This is a genomic window from Enterococcus dispar ATCC 51266 (genome assembly GCF_000406945.1).
Classification (GTDB): domain Bacteria; phylum Bacillota; class Bacilli; order Lactobacillales; family Enterococcaceae; genus Enterococcus_C; species Enterococcus_C dispar.
In genome coordinates, this window is the sequence record NZ_KE136354.1 from 1,501,678 (window position 1) to 1,519,463 (window position 17,786).

Below are 17,786 nucleotides of genomic sequence, written 5' to 3' on the forward strand. Positions count from 1 at the left end.
GTTACGGAATGAAAAATATTAGCACTTATTCAATAATATTCTATACCACTTAATTGCTCTATTTTTGTACCTACTCTTACTATTTGAAATATTCTCTTACCCCAGTGAGTTCGTTCAGATAGCTAGACACCAACGTTAAGCTACTTATCGATCTTATTCCTTATATAAACCAGATAATCCTTTTACCTAAAAAAGATCAAGAGACTTTCCTCTTGATCTTAAGTGATATTAATTTTTTTAGCGTACCCGTTCTTATCTTCACAAAATTAATGAAAAATCCTATCCACAGGGTACTTTCGCTTTGTTAGCTATTTCGTAACTTTTAAGTACGTTAAACTACTTTGAAAATCTCCTTGACTATGAGGTTGGGCGTAAAAGCCTAGATGCATGAGTTCATTACCGTAGCCTTTGATTTGTTCACCTTCATAATATAAATTAGGGTCCAATCCCACTAATTTTAACGTATGAAAAGGAGTAGAAGCTTGGTTTAAAGTACGACTATAAAAAACAAGTGCTTCTGCTTTATTTTCTGAGACAAACATCCAAGCAGCTTCATTTCCCTCAAAAGGATTTAACAAGCGGTAAAAATTACCATACTGAATCAAGCGGCGATGTGTTTTATAAAAAGCAACTTGCGCTTTCATTTCAATTTTTTCATCTTCTGTTAATATGGTTAAATCTAACTCATATCCAAATATTCCAGACATTGCCACATTTCCTCTAGTTTCCAGACTAGTAATGCGGCCAGTTTGGTGATTCGGAACACTTGCCACATGAGCACCCATTGTAGCAGGTGGATAAACTAGACTTGTGCCATATTGAATTCCAATTCGAGAAATAGCATCGGTATTATCACTTGTCCACACTTGTGGCATATAAGCCAGCATTCCTAAATCAAAACGTCCGCCGCCACCTGAGCAACTTTCAAATAAAATATTAGGAAACTCTTGCGTCATTTTTTCTAAAAAGTCGTATAGACCCAAGACATAGCGATGGGATACTTCCCCTTGCTGATTTTTAGCAAGTGCGGTAGAAAAAACTTCAGTCATATTCCGATTCATGTCCCATTTCACATAGTCTACTTTCACAGTAGTTAGAACCATTTTCATCGCTTTATAAATGTAATCTCGGACATCTTGCCGTGAAAAATCTAAAACATATTGTCCGCGGCCAGGTGACAGATCACGACCGGGAACTTGTAAGGCCCAATCCGGATGTTGAGCAAACAATTGACTATCTTGGGAAACCATCTCGGGTTCAAACCATAGACCAAATTGCAAACCTGCTTGATGAATCTTCTCTGAAAGTGCAGCTAGTCCATGCGGGAGCTTACGACGGTCTTCTATCCAGTCTCCTAATGAAGACGTATCATCATCACGATGGCCAAACCAGCCATCATCTAAGACAAATAATTCGACTCCAATTTTTTTAGCTTCTTCTGCTATCTTTAAAATCTTTTCTTCATCAAAATCAAAAAAGGTCGCTTCCCAGTTATTAGCTAAAATGGGTCGATCAAGGTTTTTGTATGGGCTCTGTACCAAACGCTCTTGAATAAGCTGATGAAAAGTTTGTGACATCTGATTGAGCCCCGATTCACTAAAAACGAGTACTGCTTCAGGTGTGGTAAAGCTGGCATCAGGAAGCAATTGCCAATAAAAATTTTTAGGATTGATCCCCAACCACAGACGCGTTTGCTGATAGGGATCTTTTTCCACTAAAAATTCGTGATTCCCACTATATACGAGACTTGTCCCATAGATTTCACCTTTTTGTTCATCGGCGTTGGGATCAACGAGAGCCATAAAAGGGTTATGATGATGGCTACTTGCTCCCCGAGAGCTGCCAATTGCCTTTATTCCAGCAAACACTTTTTCTCTCACAATTTCTCGTTCCCGTGACCAAGAACCACTCAAATGAATCATTTCAAATTCTCGATTGGGAAAATCTATTGTGGCAGAAGCCATTTTAGCAATATAAAGGGGCACATCACTCTCATTACGCAATTGATTGGAACGCGTAATGACCCGACGATTTTGATAAATCGTATAAGATAAATCTAAGTACACAGCTTCTTTTGTATCTTTTAAGTGAATAATTAACGTTTCGCCATCTTCTTCATCATAAAAGGAAGGCAGCTGAGATAATGCAGGTTTTTTTTGTACAATCTGGTAGGAAACGTAACGAAAATCCGAGACATTCGAACCATCGTTATAGTCAATTTCCAATGCTTGTGTCCGATAATCACCCGTATTGACAGGATATTCCAGCATCATCGTGTCATAAGAAAATAAACGTTCCTGACTGTTGGGAGGATTAGGTGAAAAGGAGCGATCGGCAGCCGGGTAGCGATAGCCTCCCGTATAGTGTATCGCTTTTCCAAAATAAAGATGCTCCAATATCCCTTCTCTAACCGCAAAAATATAACTAATCAAACCATTGGTTAAGTGAAATGATTGGTTTGTTTGATCATAAGTAATCATGTTCATCACTCTTCCTCCATAATAGCTGAACAAGTTGGCACATTGAAATAATCAAATGTCCCAACTTGCATCATCTTTCTCATTTTACTGCACCGTTGGTCATTCCGGAAATAATATTCTTTTGGAAAACCAGGTAGACAATTAAAATCACCACAATCCCTACTACATATGATGCAAATGAAGGTCCGAAGTCATTAAAATACTGTCCAGAATAATTATATTGGAACAACGGTAATGTCCAATAGGAAGAATCTTTGTTCAAGATTAACAACGGCAGTAAGAAATCATTCCAGATCCATAAAGCATTGATAATTAAAGCAGTAGCGTGCATTGGCTTCATCAATGGAAACGCAATTTGAAAATACATTCTTACCCGTCCGGCACCATCAATTGCCGCTGCTTCATCGATTTCTTCTGGGACAGAAGTTTTGATGTAACCCACATATAAGAACAACGTCTGCGGTATTGAATAGGCTAAGTATAAAATAATTAAGCCAGGGATATTCGAGAGACCAAATTTTGACATCATGCTTGTGATTGGAATCATGATAACTTGAAACGGTACAAAGTTCCCTAAAATTAAGAAGATATACATAAAAGCAAACGCCTTACGTTTAGACATATTTCGCGCAATTGAAAAAGCTGCCATGGGGACAAAAATCAAAATTAACAAAATCGCTATTACCGAAATGGTAATGGAATTGAAGAAGTATTGACCAATTCCGTCATTCATCAAACGTTGAAAGTTGTCACCAGTAAAAGGATTAGGAAAACTTAAAAAGTTTTTGGTAATCTGTTTTGTTTCTTTGAAGGAGCTGATTACTGTAAAATATAATGGGAAAAAGATCAATAGCAATCCCAAACTCAAAATGCCATATCTTGCACCGTTACCGAGTTTTTTACGAATCATTTTAGTTCACCTCAAACTTTCTTGATACTTTGATTTGAATAAAGGAGATTACCGCAATCACTAGGAATAAAACGGCTGAGATAGCATTCGCGTAGCCAAATTGGTTGCTTTTAAACGCATAGTTATAGACTAAAAGTCCAATTGAAGTTGTCGTACCACTAGGCCCTCCAGCAGTCAAAGAAAAAATCAAGTCAAACGCTGTTAGTCCACTTTTAAGCGCCAAGATGAAAACCATGCTAATAGAGGGCAAAAGATAAGGCAACTCAATACGAGCAAAACTTTGCCATTTCGAAGCACCATCGATAGAAGCCGCTTCTAACACATCATCCGGGATACTTTGTAATCCCGATAAGAAAATAACAATTGGAATTGCAATTCCCTGCCATAAAGCGACAAATAAGACCATATAGACTGCCGTACTGGAATTAGCTAACAAATTAGTAGCTAAAAACTCACTACCAATCATCTCACCAAAACGAGGAATACCATAATTACAAATTTGCTTAAAAATTAAACCCAAGATGACTGTACTCAAAACAGCTGGAAAGAAAAATGCTGTTCTAAAAAAACCAATACCTTTTAGTTTTGAATTAAGTAAACGAGCAATGGCAATTCCAAGTCCCACTTCACCAATAATCAACCCCACAGTAAAAACCAAAGTAAAACCAACCGATGTAACCAACTTGCTGTCAGAAAGCATTCGCGAGAAATTGGCAAGCCCAATGAAGTTTGAATCTGGCGTTAATCCTGTCCAATCTGTCAAACTATAAAAGAACCCTTGAAACGTTGGTATATAAAAGAAGATAATTTGTAACAATAGTGGAATAGCAATAAAGCCATAGGCCCATATCCCTGAATACTTTTTCTTTCTCACAGCAAACGCTCCTTTTTAAATCTAATCTTTCATTGTGTCAAAAAATGCATTTAATGATTTTTCGTATTTGGCACTATCACCATCAATAATATAGTCCAAGTTGGCATACCAGAAATCTTCTTCTGATGTCCAATCTTTGTGTAACCAAATAATTTGTTGGTCTGTTCCAACTAAACTTGAAATTCCTTCTAATTCTGGGGATTTTCCTTTGGTATCAACTGATTTTACAAAAGTAGGTGAACCATCTACATCGAAATAAGGTTGCATTGCTTCTTTTGTTGTTAAGTATTCTACAAATTTTTGAGCTGCTTTTTGATGTTTTGATTTTTCACTAATGGCTACAGATAAATCTGCCGCACCAGCTGTCATAGGCTTAGTTGAATCTGTTCCAGGAAAAGCAAAAGTTCCGATTTCAAAGCTTGGTTCTAACTTTTGAATTGCAGGCAGTGCCCAAGAACCATTGGGAAACATCAACGCTTGTCCATCAGCAAAAGCTGCAATAGAATCATCATAAGTTGCCCCTTGCGCATTTTTTTGCGTATTGCCGTGCAAAAGATCCAAATCCTTGGTAACTGCTTTGAAAGTAGCAGAATCTGCTTTAATTCCGCCTTTAGCACTGTGTAATAAAGCATCTTCAGCTTGATCATAGCCACCTGCTGCTGTAGCCCATGCTAATTGTTCATAACCATTTAAAAATCCAGCTGCTTCGGTTGTCAAAGCTGCAGAAAATGGTGTTTTACCATCATCTTTAATTTTTTGAACTACTTGTTGGAATTCATCGTAAGTAGTTGGCACTTCTAATCCTAATTTTTTGAAAGCATCTTTATTGTAAAAGAAACCATATGCATTATTTGTTAAAGGAATAGCATAAACTTTATCTTTAACGCTGTATTGTTCAGGTACGCCATCTGTAATATTACTCAAGTAACTAGCGTCGCTTAAATCTTTAAAGACACCTGATTCTGCCCATCCTTTAAAATCAGCATTTGCAGGATATACATGAACAACATCTGGTGCGTCGCCGCCTGCCATCCGTGTTTTCAAAACTGTTGCGCCATCTGTCACTTGCGTTAACTTAACAGAAATATCGCTATTTTCTTTTTCAAAATCGTCAATAATCTTTTGCATGGTATCAACCATTTCAGTTTTTTGGAAGAAAAATTCAATTTCCTCTTTATCCCCACTTGCAGCTTTATTGGAATCCCCTGTACCACTCGCATTACCACATGCCCCGAGTAAACCAACCAAACCTAAAGCTGCTGCTCCTAACATCCATTTTGCTTTCTTCATTTCATTTCTCCTTCCGTAAACGGTTAACGCTTACATTTGATGTTTACAAATTACTGTTTACTAAATTATTTGTCAAGAGCAAAAGAAAAAAAGAATCAAAAAATTTTCGATTCTTTTTTTTATCTATTTAATTGCTTGTTCACTACCACGTACAATGACTTTAGCCGGGATTTTGGCTTGCATGGGAATTGTTCGTTCTCCGATAATCTTATCCCGTGCCATTCGAAGAGCAATCCGTCCTAATTCGGTAGCTTCCAAGTCGACTGTTGACAATGGCCGGGTCAAAAAACTAGCGACTTCGATATTATCAAAAGAAACGACAGAAATATCTTCTGGAATCTGTAAGCCGGCTTTTTGAACTGCCCGATAAACCCCCACAGCCATAGGATCACTTCCTGCGATAATAGCAGTTGGCTTGCCTTCTTTAAGCATTTTTTCTGTCAGTCGCATGCCGTCTAAGGCAGCCCACTCACCTAAATAACTACGGGAAGTCAAATTGTGTGCTTTCATCCAAGCACTGTAAGTAAAGGCACGAATGTCATTATCTTGCTCTTGGTATTGGCCAGTTATATCAATTGTCCGGCGATAACCACCAATATAAACCATTTCTCGGTGCCCGTCGCGGTAAAGACGCTCTAAGTGATCGGTCATCGCTTGTTCTAAATCTACGAAGATAGCATCGGTTTCGCGAGGAGAAAAAGGATCATCTGCAATAATAATACTTTCATTTTGTTTTTTTACTTCTTCTAAAATTTCTGTGCCCATATGTCCCACAATAATTACAGCTCCGAGCCCTTTTAGCACACGAAAATCCAGCTGATCATTTACACGATAAATACGATTAGCAGCAATTTTTTGTGTTTTTGCTTCCTGCACAATTCCCAACCGAATGGATCGAAAATATGGATCATCAATTTCTGCTTCTTCAGACATGATCGTCAATATTCCAACAGAAGAATTCTTTTTTTGCCCCACTGTACTTTTTTTCTTGTAATCTAAGTCTGAAACAGCTTGTTCTATCCGTTGTTTGGTTTCTTTAGTAATAGACAGCGCCGGATCTTGATTTAAAAATCGAGAGACTGTTGCAGGTGAAACCTTAGCGCGTCGTGCTACATCGCGAATACTTGCCATAAAAAAACCTCTTTTTCTTTTTTGTTTACTAAAACTATACACTGTTTACTAATCATCTGCAAGGATATCTCATTTAATGAATAGTAGTTAAAACTTATTATTCCAGCTAATTTTTTTGCTAAAGTAAAAAAACGCATGGAATCAACTGACATTGATTCCATACGTTACAAATAAAAATAATAGGATGAAATTATTTACTTTGAGATTCCAACCATGCATGGCAAAGCTCGGGCCATACTTGGACTTCTGGTTGAATTAGCAAAGGTGAAGAACTTCTTTTAGTTTCTGCTGTCCCTAGAGAAAGTCCATGTAAGCCTTCCGTAAACAAATGAAATTCAGTCGGTATACCATAGGCAATCAATTGATTAACTAATAATAGGCTATTTTGCACCGGAACAGTATCATCTTGTTGCGTATGCCACACAAAGGTTGGCGGATATGTTGCATCAACTAACTTTTCTAAAGAAAGACTATCACGCTGCTCATAATTAGAAGCTAGTAATGCGTGAAAACTATCAGTATGAGCAAATTCCCCACTAGTAACAACTGGATAACTTAGTACTATTGCCTGAATCTGTCGTTTTTCTTTTGTACCAATATCTTTTAATAATACTTCTTGTGCATATGAGCTCCCATAAAGTCCAGCTAGATGTCCACCTGCAGAAAAGCCCATTAAAATAATACGATCTGAATCAATAAAGTATTGTTCATGATGCTCTTTTAAATATAGGATTGCTTCTGCCAATTGAAAAATTGCGGTCGGAAATACTTCTGGCGCTACACTATAAGACAAAACAGCAGTTTGATAGCCCATCGCTAAAAACTTTAGAGCTACTGGTTCTGACTCACGAAAAGAAAGATTTTCATAACCCCCACCTGGACAAATCAAGATACAGGGTCTTTTACGCTTGGCATCTATTTCAGATGAATTGGACTGAGAATATATTTGTAAACTACCTGCTTTGGCTAAGTCAATTTTATCAATAACCATACTTACGCCTCCATTGTAATTATACTAGTCTTTTGTTTTGCAAGTTGATACTCTTTTCCAAATACACCAATCGTCATATTTTCTGACGCTGTAATTTCCACAGCTTCCTGAGTTACATTAACAGCGACTTTGGTTCCGTGATATTGAAAACAAAATGCGTACTGTGGCCATTTTTGTGGTATTTTAGGATTTAGTTCGACTTTTTGCGAAGTTAAACGTAATCCTGCAAAACCATAAACTAAGCCTAAATACGTGCCCCCCATGTTAGCAGCATGAATACCATCTTTGGTATTTTTATGAGTATTTTGAATGTCAATTTTAGATGACTCTTCAAAATAGCGATAGCCTTTTTCAACATCTCCCAGTTGTGTCGCTACAATTCCAAAGATACAAGAAGAAAGAGAGGAGTCATGTGTCGTTAAAGGTTCATAATATGCAAAACCTTGCGCCATTTTCTTTGGATCAAACTGTTGCATAAACAAAAAATAAGCTAAAACTAAATCTGCTTGCTTGCAGACTTGGTGTCTATATAAGAAAAGGGGATGATAATGTAATAACAAGGGAAATTTTTCTTCTGGTATTTTGTTTAGTTCGAGTACTGGTTTGGCAAGGAAACTATCATCTTGACCGTGCAATCCCTTGTCTGAAACGGATAGAAACATTTGCGCTGCTGCTTTTGAAAAAGCAGCAATTTCAGTTGCCGTTAAATCAATTTGTTTGATTAATGACGAACCCTGTAATTTTTGATACAGTTCTACTGCCCACAATAAATGATTTTTTGCAGAAAGATTTGTATAGTAATTATTATTAATTAAACAAGTGTACTCATCCGGGCCTGTCACACCGAAAATTTCAAATCCCCGCGCAGTAAAATTACCAATTTGCAGCCATGTTCGTGCGGTTTCAAAAATAATTTCTGCACCCATCTCCTCCATAAGTTGCCAATCGCCTGTCGCCCAATAATATTGCATAATTCCATAAGCAATATCACTATTGATATGATATTGCGCAGTTCCAGAAGGATAATAACCCGAAGATTCGCTTCCTTGAATCGTGCGCCATGGATAAAGAGCGCCTGTTGGGTGACCCAAAATTCGGGCATTTTGACGTGCGCTTTCTAAAATAGAATAGCGATAGGTAATCAATTGTTTGGAGATAGCAGGGTTAGTTAATGTAAAAAAGGGCATCATATATATTTCTGTATCCCAAAAATAATGGCCTTCATAGCCCTCACCGCTTAGTCCTTTTGCAGCAATATTACTTTTGCCATCTTTACCTGCAGCTTGTAACAGTGAAAATAAGCTAAAATTCAAAGAGTCATTCAACTCAGTATCACCTGTAACTGAAACTTGACTATTTTCCCAAAATTTCTGTAAATAGATTTGTTGCTCCTGATACCATTTTGTCAGCGGCTTTTGATTCGCTACCGCTGTCAAGTGAGCTGTTTCCTCTAAATCAAAACGAGCAGAATCATAAAAATAGGCACGTTTTTCCAATTTTAGCTTTTCGCCAGGTCGAATTTTTTGGTTAAAAATTTGTGTAATGCGTTCTTTTTCAACTTTTGTTTTACAAAATGTCATGCCTTGATGGTAAACATAACTGGCCAATTGAAGATTCGAACGTTGCGTCTTTGTCAAAAAATAGCTTTCCCCAGCGCTGGCTTTGTGGGCAATGATACTTAGGTAATCTTCGGCTTCAGCAGCTAAGCGGGGATCGCTTGGGTCAACATAGTTGTGAACAAGCCCAATATGGTCTGATTCAACTACAATCTCCCCTTCATAATCTAACGATTCAATTTCTATCTCAGTAGTAAATAGTGACAAATCAATAAAAGAAGCCATGCGACGAAATGTTAGGCGCAATTTTCCGGCTGCACTCCCCCAAGTGAAGCTGCGTTCACTAACACCTTTTTCCATATTTAAAATACGTTGAAAATCAGTAGCATTTTCAAACATCGTCACGGCAACCCCTGATGCAAAGATACGTGCACTTTGTGTATCTGCTACATTTAGCATCACTTCTTTTTGATTTGCAAATCCATACAATTGCTCTGCCTGCTTCATATCCGCAATATCATAAAAACCATTTACGTATTGTCCCCGCATTGTCTGCATGCCGGCTGGATAGCCTTCTTCAAAATTTCCCCGCACGCCTAAATAACCGTTAGCAGTGTGAAACAATGTTTCTTGTAGCCCAAGCTCAGCTTCTGTTAGTTCAAATGCTTTTTTTTCTAATACTTTCATAATCTTCCTCCACGAAATGAAAATTTGTCTGTCTTTGTAAAAATCCCTGAATTGCTTGCCAATATTGTGCACCAGCTACTATTCCCGCCATTCCATGTTGGGCATTCGCAACTAAAAAACGCTCTTTGGGTCCTCTTTGGGCTTGATAACATTCTGCCAGCATCTCGACTGGTACAAAGGTATCAGCTTGTCCATGAATAAACAAAACCGGAAGTTTATTTTTCGCCAATTGTTTTTTGGCATCCGCCGTTTTTAATCCCCAGCCTTGACGGAATTTATTAATCAAAGAGACAAATGATAGAATGGGAAAACTTGGCAAATGGAATAAAGATTGCATTTGGTAAGTAAGTTCTTTTTCGACTGAACTGTATCCACAATCTTCTATTCCAGCCACGATATAAGCAGGCAAATCTTCTCCTAAAGTCATCATAACAGTAGCTGCTCCCATTGAAATTCCATAAAGTAAAATTTGGGCCTCAGGATCGCGTTTACGAAGATAGTTCGCCCACTTCACAATATCTAAACGATCCGACCAGCCAAAACCAATCCAACGCCCTTCACTTTGTCCATGACTGCGATTATCCGGTAACAATAAATTAAACCCCATATCTGAAAAGTACGGCGCTTTATCAAACATTTCTTGATGATTGCCTCCAAAACCATGGACCAAAATGACCCATTGATGAAGATTGTTTTGCTGATAGATAAAGCCTGTTAATTTTAGTCCATCCACCGTTATGAAAACCTGCTCTTCTTTTTGACCAGCTAACCACATTTCTTTTTTTGCTAAGACTGGAAGTAACTTTTCATCCACAGGCGTGTCAATTTGATTATGATCAGCTTCAAATGCTTTTTGACGATCCCCCGTTCGTGAGAATGCAAGCTGATACATCTTAAAGGCTATGAGAAAAAGCACAATTAATAGTAAGAAAATAAGACTAAGCAACCATTTCATCTTGTTTTCTCCTCTCTACTAGTTCCGCATTTAATGATTCAAATTCTGTTTCAGATAAAAGCTGCTTACTCTTATACAAACGATAGCAAATATAAATACCAATTAACGGTACAGCCGTTATAAAGAGCAACAGCAGCGTGCTTTTTTGATTAGGTGTAGTGAGGATGATTTGCTGAATCGCTTGTGTTTTTTCCGCACCAGAAATCGTCGCTTGTGCGGCCTCATTTTCAATTAAAGAGATTTTATTTGTGGCACTTAAAATGCCAACAAGTAGATATATTGCCATTGTCAATAATTGACCTAATCCCATTCCTAATTGTGTTACAAAAGGACGTACTGAAAAAATGATGCCTTCATTTCGTTTACCAAAAGCCCATTCATTATATTCAACAGCATTAGCAATATTAATCATTACCACGAGATAAAAAACACCATTTCCAATAGAAGGTAAAATATTGAAAGCTGCCATAACGGCCAATTTCACCATTTCTAATGACGAGTTTAAAAATGTTCCTGATAAAAACAATAAAGTATAGCCTGTAATCGACAACAACACAGCTAGTCGAACTAAACGATTGCGCCCTAATTTTCGTGAGAGTAAAGGAAAAATAATAAATACGACCGCACCTGAAACTTGGCCTACGATATTAAATAGCATGAGATAAAGACCATTGTAGCCAAAAGAAAAATATAAATATGTTGCAATCATAGTGGTACTTAATGTGGAAACCATCATATAGATAAATAATATGACACCACTCCATTTAGCTTGTGGATTTTGTAAAATCACACGGGCAGTTTCTTTAATACTAAATTTTGTTTTTTCAGGTTTCGGGATACTTTTACGTTCTTCTTTGACACCCAACAATGTAATCAGTTGCGTACCAAGCATTATGATAGAAAAAACGATACCAATAACCGCATAGCCGGTGACGGCACTTCCACCTATCACACGATCACCTACAGTAAAAACTGGTACTAAAAAGCTACAAAGAAATGCTCCGACACCTGCCATCAATGTCGTCATAGAAGTCAGGCGATTGCGATCATTTTGATTTGTAGTCAAAGAAGGCAGCATGCCCCAGTAGGCAATATCATTAACTGAAAAACAAACGCTAAACAGCAAGTACATGACACCAAAAAAGACGACATATGACCAGCCTTGAAAACGATTAGCAAAAGAAGCAGAAACGATGACAGCGGTTCCAATCGCACCCCAAAAAATAAACGGTTTAAACTTGTTTTTTGAAGTACTTGTATCAATCAAATTTCCTAACAATGGATCAATAACAGCATCAAAAAAACGAGCACCGAACATAATAATCGTAATTACAGTAAATTGAGTAGCCGACAATGTCTTTGTAAACAAAACATACGTCAATAAATAATTCGTGAATAGACCTGCAGCTGCCATATCACGTCCAATCGTTCCGACTGAAAATGACCAGAGATTACGCTTTGATAAAGTTTGCATCTTCATTCTCCTTCATATAGTAAAAGAAACAACGGTTTCAACTATTTTAATGTTTACAATTTACTGTTTACTAATCTATTTGTCAACTAGACACTCACAATATTTCTGTCTTTGGGGACAATCTGAATGAAGGACAATAAAAAATACAAGCCTATCCACAGCAAGACTTGTATTTTTACTTTTTACATTCTTTTATAAAAATAGCAAAGATGGCAATTCTCATAGTCAGAAAATGTATTTCAAATTCAAATAACCAAATTATCTTTCTTTTACTTTTAGCAAAATAGACTTAATGATATACCTCCAAATGTGTGGGTAAAATTCTAATTGTAACCGGTAGAAAATCTCCTTCATCGCCGTCAACATTAGTGGCGAGTTTTTTATTCCTATCTTGCAGAGAAATTACAGCTTGGTTAAAAGTTAAATAGCCAACATTTGCAGTCGCTTCATCCACACCTTTTAATAAATCGGGAACCGCTTTAATTGTCTGGATTAAAGAAGGGTCTTTTAAATAAATTAAATAAAGCTTGCCATCATTAACTTTTGCTTCAGGCAATAAAGATTCAAAACCACCAATTGAATTCGTCGAACCAATCAGTAATGTACTACTTGTGATTTCTTGCTCTTTTCCATCAATTGTCACTAAAAAAGAATAAGTTTCATTATTTGATAATTCTTTGAAACCGGAGATAAAGTAAGCTAATTTTCCAAATTTCGTTTTTTGTTCACTATCGACATTATTAATGGCTTCCGGGATTGCTCCAATGGCAACAACGTTCATAAAATAGGAATTATTGATTTTGCCTATATCTAAAGAGGTCGTCCTCGCAATTGAAAAATTGTCGATAGCTTTTTTAGGATCAAGCGGTATATCCAAAGCACGAGCTAAATCATTCACTGTACCTAAAGGGAAGAAACCAAATTTAGGCCGATAATTTTCTTCGGCTAAACCACTGATGCCTTCATTTACCGTTCCATCGCCCCCCATAACCAAAACACTATCATATTTTTCACTTGCTGCTTCTTTGGCAAATCTCTTGGCATCTCCGCTCTTTTTGGTATGACGAATTTTCAATACATCAAAAGACTGGTTCAATTTTTCTTGAGCCAGTTGCGCATATTCTTTGGCTTTTTCTCCACCAGAACTAGGATTGATAATCAAAAGTGCTTTTTTCATTGCGATACCTCCTTTTTCATTTCTTACCTTTAGAATATCACGGAGGCCACGCTGCAGAAAAGTTTGATGCCCACTGACTTTATTTCAATAGATATTGTACTAGTTGTTAGACGATAATTGGGCTGGAAAATCAAGAAAAATTCTACCGGATTTATTTCTAAACTTAAAAGAGACAGAACGTGACGCTGGTATCCCCTCAAAAAAAGAGACCTCACCAGTTGTGAAGTCTCTTAAAGAGATGAAGATGAGTAACTCAAAATGAAACAGGGGTGAGAAAATTTTTTTTACAGCTACACTTGGTTTACATTTTTTCTTTTAAATACTATTTCCTCGGTCACTTATTTTTTCCGCTACTTTTTTGTTAACTATTAACATAGCGTTTTACTACAGCGGGTAATAAAATCTTATTCCCCCCTACAAATGCAATAAAGAAAATACCACTTATTATTGGAACAGTAACATCCTTTACACCATTGCCATATTGGTTAGCTGAAGTGGATACACGGTAAGGTTTATCTTGCTGGTAATAAATCGTCACCTGCTCCCCATCAGCCAAATTCTGATTATCAGTTGCAACCCCATAATAATTGCCAGTAAAATTTAATGTTTTAACCTGATTTTTGTCTACCTTTACTACCGCTTGGGTTTTAATTTTATGACTATGTAAAAATTCTTGCTGTATTTTCCAATTATAAAAAGCAATATAAAATAGCAAAATCCCGACCAGTAATAAAATAATTGAAAAGATATATTGCATCTTTTTTGAACTAATAACGTTATCCAGTCGTTGACAGAGACTAAGTAATTTTCCCATTTTTTTCTCCTTTTTCAAGCATTTTTTCCTCACATTTTCTATTTTAACTGATCGTAGCACCTGCGAATAGAAAATTAACAATGTTTTATTTATTCACAGACAAATAACCATCAAAACAGATTAACTGCACACAAAAAGCAGAATGAACGTGGTTTACTCTTAAGCAACAAGATGTAATTTTAATGAATTGTTTTTCAAATTTCTGCAAATTTCAGCCTATTGCAGTAGAGAGTCCGTTTATGAAGTCAGATACCAATAAGCTTTATAAATCACCGCTACCTATAAAAAAGCAGACTATCCTTATAGGATAGTCTGTTAAACATTCTTGAAAGATTGTTTTTCTTATTCCGCAGCGTTTGCGTCTTTGAAACCGTATTGAGAGCTGGATTGCTTTCTGGTAGAATCTGATAGGTAGAAAACAGCGTGAATACGGAATTCTTAAGGAATTACAAAATCTAATGAGCCCCGTAAAATTTGATTGAGAAGGTCAAAAGTATGGTCAAAAAAATACTCGCCAGTATATTATTCTTTTCAAAATAATTGAGATGCTTTGCGTGCTTTCATAAGACCTTATTAACCTAACAATTTTTCCAAAATACTTTAATCGCAACGATTTAAAGAGATTTAAACATGAAAAATTTTATTGATTTTCAATTTATTTGAAAGAAATGGTGTCAATTACTTGCGAGCCAAACCGATACTATTGAATACATACACATAAAGCATTGAATGGGAATAAAGACCCAACATTATATGGATGAAGAATCCCTATAAATCAACATTTTTCAATAGTTAAAATGCTTGATTTTCATTAAAAACAAGATGGTTTCCTACCATTTCCTCTACAAAAAAACTCTTGTCAGATTAACAACTCACAAGGGTTTTTTCTTATATTCACTACTTTTTAAGATTTAGTTAGCCCAACTATATTTCAAATAGGTTCATGATGCTTGCAAAGCAAGTCTTTAACGATATTGAAACATGAAAAATTTTATTGAGTATCAATTTATTTGAAAATGAGAATCTTATGTTTACAGGTTCAACCAATTTATAGCGATAACCTATTTATCAAAAATGAGATATGATTCAAATATTAGGGGATTCTTTTCTTTTAGATAAATATCCAATCCTTTATCCTTTGCAACAATATAACCCTTAGAATCTGAAAGTTCGTATACCCCATTACCAATAAACCTGTATGTTGACTTAAAGACTATTTCTTCCTGAAAAGTTGTTATTTCAATACTTTGATCCTCTTTAGTGAATAGATAATATCCTTTAGGACTGCTACTATCCCACTCTTTTGATTCACGTTTGGGTATATAAGAATGAGCACTCAAGGTTCTTGTATCTAACATTAATTTAGTATCATTCACTTTGACAAAGAAAACAAACATTGCGCCTATTAACAATAGATTGAGTATAAGACTGAATATCATTCCCTTATTTTTCACTATTTTCATCCTTTTTTATGAGCCTCCCCCACATATACTCCAGAAATTGTTGTTGGATTCGCATAAATATAATGTGAAAATTTACCGGATCCATTAGAATAAGCAGAAATTCTTACTCTTTTTGCTACAACCTTTTTAGCATATAATCCAATTGAAACTCTATAGCCTTTAGCTTTAGGCTTTGCAGTATAAGATTCAGAGGTTGACAAACTTACACTCTGAGAGATATTAAAATTATTAGTCCCATTACTTAAGCTTATACTAATACTATTAGTTTGACTCACTGTTAAACTAATAGTAGGTCGAACTGAATTTGAAGCAGTGCTCCAAACACTTGAGGTTTTTAATGTTTTAAGCAATTTATTTGTATAAGTTTTCGTTGACATCGTAGTGTGATTTTTATAAGTATAGCCAGTAGCACTTCTTACCATAGGTCCCTGTATCAACTCTTCGTGCCCGTCATTTTCAATAACTTCCTCACTTATTTCTGATAGCGGAATTATTTCTTCCCATCCATCTTCATCATTATTTGTAATCCACTCTTCGTTTGAATTGATAAGCACTGGTAAACTATCTGCATAAGAGATAGTTGATTCTAAAAATAAACATACAAAAAAAATTGATACCCCAAATAAGACTTTTTTTATTTTATTCAACCTCTTTCCTTTTTCTAATTACAACAAAATCATTACATGAATGAATATTTTCGCATAGAACCAAATAGTTTACCTATTAGAAACGTATAGTTTACATTGCGAAAACACTTTCTCAATAAATTTTTTCAACCTATTTCTACTATGCACAATGAGAGAAAGTAATTAGTCTCGGTGCAATAAAAATTATCTCTAAATATCAAAATTAATTATATTTGACTAATTTCAATATTTTCACCCATCAAATATAATTTCATTCGCGATGTGAAAAGAAGTTCATGTTGCAAATAGATCTCATCATAAGCGGTAATTTCATCCTCTAAAATAGTCCCATACCCATCATCTACAACATAATCATCCACATTAGCAAACCGATACTTTAAGTAATTGTACTGAAAAGAAAATTTTTTTACACTTCTCCAGACAATAACATAATCAATACTTTCGTATGGATTACATAGATATAGATTAATTTCTATTTCCAAATTTTTTAGCTCTTTTACCTCTATTTTTGCTAATCGATAGTCGTGAAAAGAAATATCTTTTAACAGTTGATATGATGTCCCCAAACGTTTAGATAAACTTTCTAGATTTTTATAATAACTTTCAATGTCCCAGTGTTCATCATTAACAAAATATTTCATTCAACATTCTCCTTAAATATACTTAGAAACACACCTCTCACTTAGTTATTGACATCACCTCTACTTCCTTTCATAATTAATATATTTATTTTATTACCGAATTAGTTTCTAACATAGCAACTATTTGTTGCCAAATCGCATCAAATAGTTGCTGTAAAAAAGCCCCCTCTCCATGTAAGCTAATTACACAGAAAGGGGGTCTTTTAATGAACAAAATACTTTTCGTCGCAATTTTTATTGTTTCTACTTTTATAGGATGCTCTCCAAGTTTTGCAAGTGAAATTAATTCTTCAAAGAATAAAGTAGAAATATCCTATGACTTAATTCAGAACGGAAATCAATATTTTAATATTTCTACCGAAAAAGGAGTAATTGCAATATCTATCGAGGAGATTCCAGATAACTCCAGAACAATTAAATCGGGGACTTACCTAATCAAATATTCTTCTCCCGGCGCTTGGAAAGCCAGTTTTAAAACAAAGATTAGTTCCGGTAAAATGACTTCTGTATTTTCAGGTAATATAAGTCCAACTACTGGTACTATCTCTCAAAAAAATTTACGATTAATTAATTCAAAAGAAAGTCGTTATTCTTTTATTTGGACAAAAGGATATATTAATAATTCAGATGGTATTAAAGCTATCATCTCTGGAAACAGTCTCAAAGTATCTGGGTTCTAATTATTGTTCAACTCAA

At 35.7% G+C, this 17,786-nt stretch carries 15 protein-coding genes; 1 reads left to right on the forward strand and 14 read right to left on the reverse strand.

Annotation, left to right across the window (positions count from 1 at the left end):
* Nucleotides 1-308 precede the first annotated feature (308 nt).
* The 14 genes from RK01_RS07280 to RK01_RS07345 form a co-directional block, all read right to left on the reverse strand.
* Nucleotides 309-2,480, reverse strand: a complete 2,172-nt coding sequence (locus RK01_RS07280; RefSeq protein ID WP_034864866.1) for an alpha-galactosidase — start codon at nt 2,478-2,480, stop codon at nt 309-311.
* Between the two features lie 79 nt (nt 2,481-2,559).
* Nucleotides 2,560-3,390: a carbohydrate ABC transporter permease gene (locus RK01_RS07285; protein ID WP_016172649.1), complete on the reverse strand. Its 831-nt coding sequence runs from the start codon at nt 3,388-3,390 to the stop codon at nt 2,560-2,562.
* A 1-nt stretch (nt 3,391) separates the two neighbouring features.
* Nucleotides 3,392-4,264 (reverse strand): carbohydrate ABC transporter permease, encoded by an 873-nt coding sequence (locus tag RK01_RS07290; RefSeq protein ID WP_016172650.1) that lies wholly within the window; start codon nt 4,262-4,264, stop codon nt 3,392-3,394.
* A 21-nt stretch (nt 4,265-4,285) separates the two neighbouring features.
* Nucleotides 4,286-5,554, reverse strand: a complete 1,269-nt coding sequence (locus RK01_RS07295; RefSeq protein ID WP_016172651.1) for an ABC transporter substrate-binding protein — start codon at nt 5,552-5,554, stop codon at nt 4,286-4,288.
* Nucleotides 5,555-5,677: 123 nt separating this feature from the next.
* Entirely contained in the window at nt 5,678-6,685 is a 1,008-nt protein-coding gene (locus RK01_RS07300) for a LacI family DNA-binding transcriptional regulator (protein WP_016172652.1), read from the reverse strand.
* Between the two features lie 190 nt (nt 6,686-6,875).
* On the reverse strand, nt 6,876-7,676 hold the full coding sequence (locus RK01_RS07305) for an alpha/beta hydrolase (protein WP_016172653.1): 801 nt from the start codon (nt 7,674-7,676) through the stop codon (nt 6,876-6,878).
* Between the two features lie 2 nt (nt 7,677-7,678).
* The gene (locus RK01_RS07310; RefSeq protein WP_016172654.1) at nt 7,679-9,919 is read right to left on the reverse strand and encodes a glycoside hydrolase family 65 protein; all 2,241 of its coding nucleotides are present in this window, start codon (nt 9,917-9,919) and stop codon (nt 7,679-7,681) included.
* Nucleotides 9,891-10,874 (reverse strand): alpha/beta hydrolase, encoded by a 984-nt coding sequence (locus tag RK01_RS07315; protein WP_016172655.1) that lies wholly within the window; start codon nt 10,872-10,874, stop codon nt 9,891-9,893. Before RK01_RS07315 ends, RK01_RS07310 begins: the two co-directional genes overlap by 29 nt.
* Nucleotides 10,858-12,348, reverse strand: a complete 1,491-nt coding sequence (locus RK01_RS07320) for an MFS transporter (protein ID WP_016172656.1) — start codon at nt 12,346-12,348, stop codon at nt 10,858-10,860. Before RK01_RS07320 ends, RK01_RS07315 begins: the two co-directional genes overlap by 17 nt.
* Before the next feature lie 289 nt (nt 12,349-12,637).
* Nucleotides 12,638-13,525 (reverse strand): diacylglycerol/lipid kinase family protein, encoded by an 888-nt coding sequence (locus tag RK01_RS07325; RefSeq protein ID WP_016172657.1) that lies wholly within the window; start codon nt 13,523-13,525, stop codon nt 12,638-12,640.
* Between the two features lie 361 nt (nt 13,526-13,886).
* The gene (locus RK01_RS07330; RefSeq protein WP_016172658.1) at nt 13,887-14,339 is read right to left on the reverse strand and encodes a hypothetical protein; all 453 of its coding nucleotides are present in this window, start codon (nt 14,337-14,339) and stop codon (nt 13,887-13,889) included.
* A gap of 1,061 nt (nt 14,340-15,400) precedes the next feature.
* The gene (locus RK01_RS07335) at nt 15,401-15,802 is read right to left on the reverse strand and encodes a hypothetical protein (RefSeq protein WP_016172659.1); all 402 of its coding nucleotides are present in this window, start codon (nt 15,800-15,802) and stop codon (nt 15,401-15,403) included.
* Nucleotides 15,799-16,449 carry a hypothetical protein gene (locus RK01_RS07340; RefSeq protein ID WP_016172660.1) on the reverse strand — a complete coding sequence of 217 codons (651 nt, stop codon included), beginning with the start codon at nt 16,447-16,449 and terminating at the stop codon, nt 15,799-15,801. The genes RK01_RS07335 and RK01_RS07340 overlap by 4 nt, the downstream gene beginning before the upstream one ends.
* A gap of 206 nt (nt 16,450-16,655) precedes the next feature.
* A complete protein-coding gene (locus RK01_RS07345; protein WP_016172661.1) occupies nt 16,656-17,090 on the reverse strand; it encodes a hypothetical protein in 435 nt (144 codons plus the stop codon).
* Nucleotides 17,091-17,296: 206 nt separating this feature from the next.
* On the opposite strand from RK01_RS07345, the gene RK01_RS07350 reads away from it, so the two are divergent.
* Nucleotides 17,297-17,770, forward strand: a complete 474-nt coding sequence (locus tag RK01_RS07350; protein WP_016172662.1) for a DUF5626 family protein — start codon at nt 17,297-17,299, stop codon at nt 17,768-17,770.
* The last annotated feature ends 16 nt before the right edge of the window (nt 17,771-17,786 follow it).